Here is a 6,693-nt window from a genome sequence, read left to right as displayed (position 1 = left end):
CGTGCCGCGCCGGTGGGCGCGGCATTGGTAGGCATACGAAGGCTTAGTGAGCGGTGGTCTTGAAGGTGGTCCAGGCGCGCATGCGCGCACGCATCGAGCGCTGCGGAATGTCCTTGCCGGGAATCAGCCGCGCGTAGGTGGCCTCGTCGGCGTAGATGTCCGGGTTGTTGCGCATGTCGGCGTCGACCATCGGCCGGGCCTTGGCGCTGGAGGTCGGGTAGCCGGTGAAGTTGCTGATCGCCGCCATGTTCTCCGGACGCATGACGAAGTTGATGAAGGCGTAGGCGTATTCCGGGTGCTTGGCGTCCACCGGAATGGCCATGGTGTCCATCCACACCGTGGTGCCCTCGCGCGGGATGTGGAAGCGGAAGTCCGCCGCCTTGCCGGCGCCGCTGGCGGCGCGCTGGGCCTGGGTGAAGTCGCCGCTGTAGCCGAGCGACAGGCACAGGTCGCCGTTGACCAGGTCGGTGACCGGCTGCGACTGGAACTTGCGGATGTAGGGCTTGATCGACACCAGCAGCTCGGTGGCGGCCTTCAGGTCTTCCGGCTCGGCGCTGCGTGGCGTGCGGCCGAGGTAGTTGAGTACCACAGCCATGACCTCGTCGGGCGAGTCGATCATGGAGATGCCGCAGTCGGCGAACTTGGCCGCGTTCTCCGGCTTGAACAGCAGGTCGAGGCTATTCACCGGCGCGTCAGGCATGCGCTTGCCGACCATCTCGGCGTTGTAGGTGATGCCGATGCTGCCCCAGGTGTAGGGCACGGTGGCGTGGCGCGAATAGGGATACTTGGTCTGCAGGTTGCGCAGGCCCGGCTCGATGTCGGCCAGGTGCTGCAGCTTGTCCGGGTCGAGCTTCTGCAGCGCGCCGGCGCGCATCAGGCGCTCGGCCACGGTGTCGCCGGGGAAGATCAGGTCGTAGCCGCTGTGGCCGGACATCATCTTGGCCTCCAGCGTCTCGCTGCCCTCCATGACGTCGTAGATCACCTTGATGCCGGTCTCCTTGGTGAAGTTGGCAAGGGTGTCTTCGGCGAAGTAGTCGGCCCAGTTGTACAGGCGCAGTGTCTTCTCCTCGACGGCAGCCGAGGCCTGGGCGCAACACAGCGCCAGGGCGGCGAACAGCAGGCTTTTCTTGTGGCTCATGGTCAGGCTCCCCGATGGTTCCAGTGGCTATGCAGGTGGCGGCCATCCAGGCCCAGCAGCGCTCCGTACATCTCCGGGCGACGGTCGCGGTAGATGCCCCAGGTCATGCGGTCCTCGCGCATGGCGGCGAGATCCAGCTCGCGCACCAGCACGCCGCTGGTGTCGCGGTCGGCCTCGGCGAGCAGCTTGCCCTTGTGGTCGGTGATGAAGGACGAGCCGTAGAAGCTCATCTGCAGGCCCGGATCGGTGGTCGCCACCTCGCGGCCGACGCGGTTGGCGGCGATCACCGGGACGATGTTGGCGGCGGCATGGCCGCGCTGGGTCAGTTGCCAGTGGTCGCGCGAATCCAGCGCCGCGGCACCTGGCTCGGAGCCGATGGCGGTCGGATAGAGCAGCACCTCGGCGCCCTGCAGGGCCAGGCAGCGCGCGGTCTCGGGGAACCACTGGTCCCAGCAGATGCCGACGCCGATGCGGCCGACGGCGGTGTCCCAGACGCGGAAACCGGTATCGCCGGGGCTGAAGTACTCCTTCTCCTGGTAGCCGATGGCGTTGGGGATGTGGGTCTTGCGATAGACGCCGAGCAGGCGGCCATCGGCGTCGGCCACGGCCAGGGAGTTGAAGTAGGCGTTGCCGGCCTTCTCGAACCAGCTCAGGGGCAGAACCACGCCCAACTCGCCGGCCAACGCGGCGAAACGCTTGAGCAGCGGGCTGTGCTCGTACTCCTCGGCCAGCGCCAGGTGCTTGTGGTGCTGCTCGATGCAGAAGTACGGCGTGGCAAACAGCTCCTGCAGCAGGATCAACCGCGCGCCGCGGGCGGCGGCATCGCGTACCAGCTGCTCGGCGCGGTCGAGGTTCTGCTTGAGGTCCCAGCTGCAGGCGAACTGGGTGGTGGCGACGGTCAGTCTGCTCATGGCATCACCCCTTCAGCGGCCACAGCGGCTGCTGCTGGGTGATGCAGTGCACCCCGCCGCCGCCGTGGGCCAGCTGGTTGATGCGTACCGGCACCACTTCGCGGCCGGGGAAGGCCATACGCAAGGTGTCCGCCGCCACCTGATCGGCGGCGATACCGTAGGCCGGCATGATGATGGCGCCGTTGCAGATATAGAAGTTGGTGTAGGAGGCGCAGAACACTTCCGCTTCGGTATCCACCGCGTCGGTCGCTTCGTACAGCTCCAGCAGCTCGAACTGGCGGCCCTTGGCGTCGGTGGCCAGTTCCAGGGCACGGCGGTTCTCGCGCGCCACCTCGGCGTACACCGAGCCGTGGTCATGGGTGGCGTCTACCAGCAACGCGCCGGGCTTGGCGAAGGCGCACACGCCGTCGACGTGGCCGTCGGTCATATCACCGGTGACGTACTTGGGATCGCCCGGCAGCCAGATGGTCTTCTTCACACCGAGCAGGCGGGCGAAGATCTCTTCCATCTCGGCCTTGCTCATGCCCGGGTTGCGGTTGGGGTTGAGCAGCACCGACTCGGTAGTGATCAGCGTGCCCTCGCCGTCCACATGGATGGCGCCGCCCTCGTTGCTCAGTGGTGTGCCGAAGCACTCCAAACCCAGACCGTTGAGGATGCGTCGCGCCAGGCCCTCGTCGAGGCTGTGCTCGGACTTGCCGCCCCAGGCGTTGAAGCGCCAGCTGACACCGGCCAGGCCCAGCTGCGGGTGGCAGACGAAGCTCGGGCCGGAGTCGCGGCACCAGCTGTCGTCCACCGCCAGCTCGATCAGCTCGACGCCCTTGCCGCACAGTTCGCGAGCGCGGAACGCCGCCGACGGGTCGACCACCATCTTCACCGGCTCGAAGCGGGCGATGGCGTTGGCGACGCGGGCGAAGTCGACCTGCACCTCTTCCAGGGTTACGCCCCAGCCGGACTCCCACAGCGGCTGATTGTGCGGCCAGACCATCCAGGTGGCGGCGTGCGGGGCCCATTCGGCGGGCATGAACCAAGCGTTCGAAGCGACTGCGTTCTGTTGCATACAAGTGCCTTTCAGTTAAGTCTTTGTTATCACTGAAAACCGCGAATGCGGTGATGGATTGCATGCTAGGCCTGTAAAAAAGGCGCAACAAACGATAGATTTTCCACAATTCTGATTAGACAGGCTTATTAGGGCCTGCTCCCGCTTCGTCACGACCGCGACGGAGCCAGTTTTTGCGCGGAGCTAGGCGCGAGGAGAGAGGTTTGGTTATTCCAAATAAACGACGAGTAACGACGCGCCGCGCAAAAACTGGCCCGTCCCTCCGGGTTGCGCGTCAAATCGCGCCATGCGTTGTTGCGGGACTTGCCAAGGGAGCGACCATTGCCTGCGTCCCGCGCCTAGCCTGGCGCGATTTGACGCAGCAACGCGGCTCGCGACGAAGCGGGAGCAGGCCCTAATCATGCTCAAGCACTGGCCTCCCCTGAACGCCCTGCGCGGCTTCGAAGCCGCCGCCCGCCTGGGCAGTTTCCACAAGGCGGCCGAGGAGCTGCACCTCACCCAGTCGGCGATCAGCCAGCAGATCCGCAGCCTGGAAAGTTTCCTCGAACAGCCGCTGTTCTTCCGCAACGGCCGCAGCGTGGCGCTGACCGATGCCGGCTTCGACTTGCTCAGCACCACCCAGGCCCTGCTGCAGCAACTGGCCGTGGGCATCCGCCGCCTGGAGCAGTACCGCAAGCCCAACCAACTGGTGGTCAACACCACGCCGGCCTTCGCCCGCCACTGGCTGGTGCCGCAACTGGGCGACTTCCACCGCCGCCATCCGGACGTCGATCTGTGGCTGTTCACCAGCGACGAGGTGCCGGACATGGCCACCCAGACCATCGACATCGCCGTGCGCGACGACCTCAGCGCCCAGGCCGAATGCAGCTTCCGCGTGCTGCTGGAGGACCGCCTCTACCCGGCCTGCCACCCGAGCCTGCTGGCCACGCCGGCGAGCGAGCGCACCACCCTGCACGGCGAACGCGAGATGGACTGGGCCCACTGGCAGGTACAGGGCGGCGCCGATATCGGCCAGCACAGCCAGGGCCTGAATTTCTCCGACCCCGGCCTGCTGCTGGACGCTGCCAGCGGCGGCCTGGGCATCGCCCTGGTCAGCGAACTGCTGGCCAGCCCGGCGCAGGAACGAGGTCTGCTGCAGCCGCTCAGCGAACAACGGGTGCGCGGCCCGCGCTGGACCTGGCTGGTGCACCGCGACAGCGAGAACGACCCGCTCACCCGCCAGTTCTGCGCCTGGCTGGAGCAGCGCCTGAACCCTGGCGCAGCAGCTGAAACCACTCGTCAGCCGTTATGATCCCGACATCAGCCAAAAGCTCAACCCGACACGGAGCAGTCATGCCCTTCATCACCACCCGCACCGTTCTGTTCGGCGACTGTGACCCGGCAGGGATCGTCTATACGCCGCGCATCGCCTACTTCGTCATCGAGGCGATCCACGAATTCCTCTCCCACCGCCTCGGTGGCGAGGGCCTGCGCAAGCTGTTCGCCATGGGCATCCTGCCGCCGGCGCGGGCGTTGTCGGTCGAATTCCTCTCACCCATGACTTGGGACGAGGTGATCAGCATCGAGGTGCGCAGCGAGGCGCCCGGCACCACCTCGTTCGGCTTCGCCGTGGAGGGCCGCCAGGCTTCAGGCGAAGTGACCTTCCGCGGCGCGATGACCCAGGTGTGCATCGACCCGGAGAGCAAGCAGCCAATCGAGCTGCCCGAGGCGCTGCGCCAGGCTCTACAGCCCGAATAGCGCAGCGCAGAAACGAAAAAGCCCCGCCGAAGCGGGGCTTTTTCATGCTGTTCGAAGATCAGGCCGTAGCGGCGATCTTCTTCAGCTCCTCGTCACGCAGCTCGCGACGCAGGATCTTGCCGACGTTGGTGGTCGGCAGGGTGTCGCGGAACTCGACGAAGCGCGGCACCTTGTAGCCGGTGACGTTGGAGCGCATGTGCTCCATCACCTGCTCTTTGCTCAGGCTTTCGCCCGGCTTGACCACCACGAAGACCTTGATCGCCTCGCCCGACTTCTCGTCCGGCACGCCGATGGCTGCGCACTGCAGCACGCCCGGCAGGGTGGCGAGCACGTCTTCCAGCTCGTTCGGGTACACGTTGAAGCCGGACACCAGGATCATGTCCTTCTTGCGGTCAACGATACGCAGGTAGCCGTCGTCCTGAATCACGGCGATGTCGCCGGTCTTCAGCCAGCCGTTGGCATCGAGCATCTCGTCGGTGGCTTCCTGGCGCTGCCAGTAGCCCTTCATCACCTGCGGGCCCTTGACGCACAGCTCGCCACGCTCGCCCAGCGGCAGATCGTTGCCTTCGTCGTCGATGACCTTGCACAGGGTCGACGGCACCGGGATGCCGATGGTGCCGATCTGGATGTTCTGGTACGGGTTGACGGTGGCGACCGGGCTGGTCTCGGTCATGCCGTAGCCTTCGCAGATCGGGCAGCCGGTGACTTCCTTCCAGCGCTCGGCGGTAGCCAGTTGCAGGGCCATGCCGCCGGACAGGGTCAGCTTCAGCGAAGACAGGTCGAGACGACGGAAGTCTTCGTTGTTGCACAGCGCCACGAACAGGGTGTTGAGGCCGACGAAGGTGGTGAACTTCCACTTCGACAGCTCCTTCACGGTGCCCGGCAGGTCGCGCGGGTTGGTGATGAGGATGTTGTGGTTGCCGGTCAGCATCATCGCCATGCAATGGAAGGTGAAGGCGTAGATGTGGTACAGCGGCAGTGGGCAGATGACGATCTCGCAGCCTTCGCCGAGGTTGGAGCCCATCAGCGCCTTGGACTGCAGCATGTTGGCCACCAGGTTGCGGTGGGTCAGCATCGCGCCCTTGGCCACGCCGGTGGTGCCACCGGTGTACTGCAGCACGGCGATGTCGCCGTTGCTCGGAGTGGCTTCGGTGAAGGACTTGCCGCGGCCCAGGGCCAGCGCCTTGTTCAGTTTGACGGCCTGCGGCAGGTTGAACGCCGGGACCATCTTCTTCACGTGCTTGACCACGGTGTTGACCAGCAGGCGCTTGAGCGGCGGCAGCAGGTCGCCTACCTCGGTGACGATGACGTGCTTGACGCCGGTCTTCGGCAGCACTTCCTCGGCCAGGTGGGCCATGTTGGCCAGGCAGACGAGGGCCTTGGCACCGGAGTCATTGAACTGGTGTTCCATTTCCCGCGCGGTGTACAGCGGGTTGGTGTTGACCACGATCAGGCCGGCGCGCATGGCACCGAATACCACGACCGGGTACTGCAGGACGTTGGGCAGTTGCACCGCGATGCGGTCACCGGCCTTGAGGTCCGTGTGATTCTGCAGGTAGGCGGCGAAAACGCCGGAGAGTTCGTACAGCTCGCCGTAGGTCAGGGTCTTGCCCATGTTGCTGAAAGCAGGCTTATCGGCGAAGCGTTGGCAGGACTCTTTCAGTACGGCCTGGATATTGGGGTACTGGTCGGGATCGATCTCGGCAGCGATTCCGACAGGATATTTGTCCTTCCAGAAGTTATCGGTCATGGAAGCCTACTCCTGAGCAACAGCTTATCTACACCGCGCGCAATGGCGGTTGTTTGTTGTGATGATTTGCCCTTGGCACTAGGTGGGGACTGGCCAAAGC

Annotated in this window: 6 protein-coding genes; 2 read left to right on the top strand and 4 right to left on the bottom strand. The window is 65.3% G+C overall.

Annotated features, from left to right (window positions below; translation table 11 throughout):
• Positions 1-43: 43 nt before the first annotated feature.
• Genes IP89_RS11390 through IP89_RS11380 form a run of 3 tightly spaced genes read right to left on the bottom strand, consistent with a single transcriptional unit; the run spans position 44 to position 3,106 of the window.
• On the bottom strand, positions 44-1,138 hold the full coding sequence (locus IP89_RS11390; protein ID WP_043309619.1) for an extracellular solute-binding protein: 1,095 nt from the start codon (positions 1,136-1,138) through the stop codon (positions 44-46).
• 2 nt (positions 1,139-1,140) lie between these two features.
• Entirely contained in the window at positions 1,141-2,049 is a 909-nt protein-coding gene (gene aguB / locus IP89_RS11385) for an N-carbamoylputrescine amidase (RefSeq protein WP_043309618.1), read from the bottom strand.
• A 4-nt stretch (positions 2,050-2,053) separates the two neighbouring features.
• Positions 2,054-3,106 carry an agmatine/peptidylarginine deiminase gene (locus tag IP89_RS11380; RefSeq protein WP_043309617.1) on the bottom strand — a complete coding sequence of 351 codons (1,053 nt, stop codon included), beginning with the start codon at positions 3,104-3,106 and terminating at the stop codon, positions 2,054-2,056.
• A 400-nt stretch (positions 3,107-3,506) separates the two neighbouring features.
• Between IP89_RS11380 and IP89_RS11375 the strand changes: the two genes are divergently transcribed.
• Complete coding sequence (locus tag IP89_RS11375) at positions 3,507-4,397, top strand: LysR substrate-binding domain-containing protein (protein WP_043309616.1); 891 nt, start codon at positions 3,507-3,509, stop codon at positions 4,395-4,397.
• A 41-nt stretch (positions 4,398-4,438) separates the two neighbouring features.
• Positions 4,439-4,843 carry a thioesterase family protein gene (locus IP89_RS11370; protein WP_043309615.1) on the top strand — a complete coding sequence of 135 codons (405 nt, stop codon included), beginning with the start codon at positions 4,439-4,441 and terminating at the stop codon, positions 4,841-4,843.
• 58 nt (positions 4,844-4,901) lie between these two features.
• Here the strand turns inward: IP89_RS11370 and fadD1 are convergent, their stop codons facing one another.
• The gene (fadD1, locus tag IP89_RS11365; protein ID WP_043309614.1) at positions 4,902-6,593 is read right to left on the bottom strand and encodes a long-chain-fatty-acid--CoA ligase FadD1; all 1,692 of its coding nucleotides are present in this window, start codon (positions 6,591-6,593) and stop codon (positions 4,902-4,904) included.
• Positions 6,594-6,693: the final 100 nt, after the last annotated feature.

It is taken from the genome of Pseudomonas sp. ML96 (assembly GCF_000761545.1).
Lineage (GTDB): Bacteria > Pseudomonadota > Gammaproteobacteria > Pseudomonadales > Pseudomonadaceae > Aquipseudomonas.
This window is presented reverse-complemented; position numbering and strand designations above follow the sequence as displayed.

Excerpts from the sequence above, each read along its gene's own strand:
- IP89_RS11390 (WP_043309619.1), bottom strand. The coding sequence starts at position 1,138 with ATGAGCCACAAGAAAAGCCTGCTGTTCGCCGCCCTGGCGCTGTGTTGC.
- IP89_RS11375 (WP_043309616.1), top strand. The coding sequence starts at position 3,507 with ATGCTCAAGCACTGGCCTCCCCTGAACGCCCTGCGCGGCTTCGAAGCC.
- IP89_RS11370 (WP_043309615.1), top strand. The coding sequence starts at position 4,439 with ATGCCCTTCATCACCACCCGCACCGTTCTGTTCGGCGACTGTGACCCG.
- fadD1 (WP_043309614.1), bottom strand. The coding sequence starts at position 6,593 with ATGACCGATAACTTCTGGAAGGACAAATATCCTGTCGGAATCGCTGCC.
- IP89_RS11380 (WP_043309617.1), bottom strand. The coding sequence starts at position 3,106 with ATGCAACAGAACGCAGTCGCTTCGAACGCTTGGTTCATGCCCGCCGAA.
- aguB (WP_043309618.1), bottom strand. The coding sequence starts at position 2,049 with ATGAGCAGACTGACCGTCGCCACCACCCAGTTCGCCTGCAGCTGGGAC.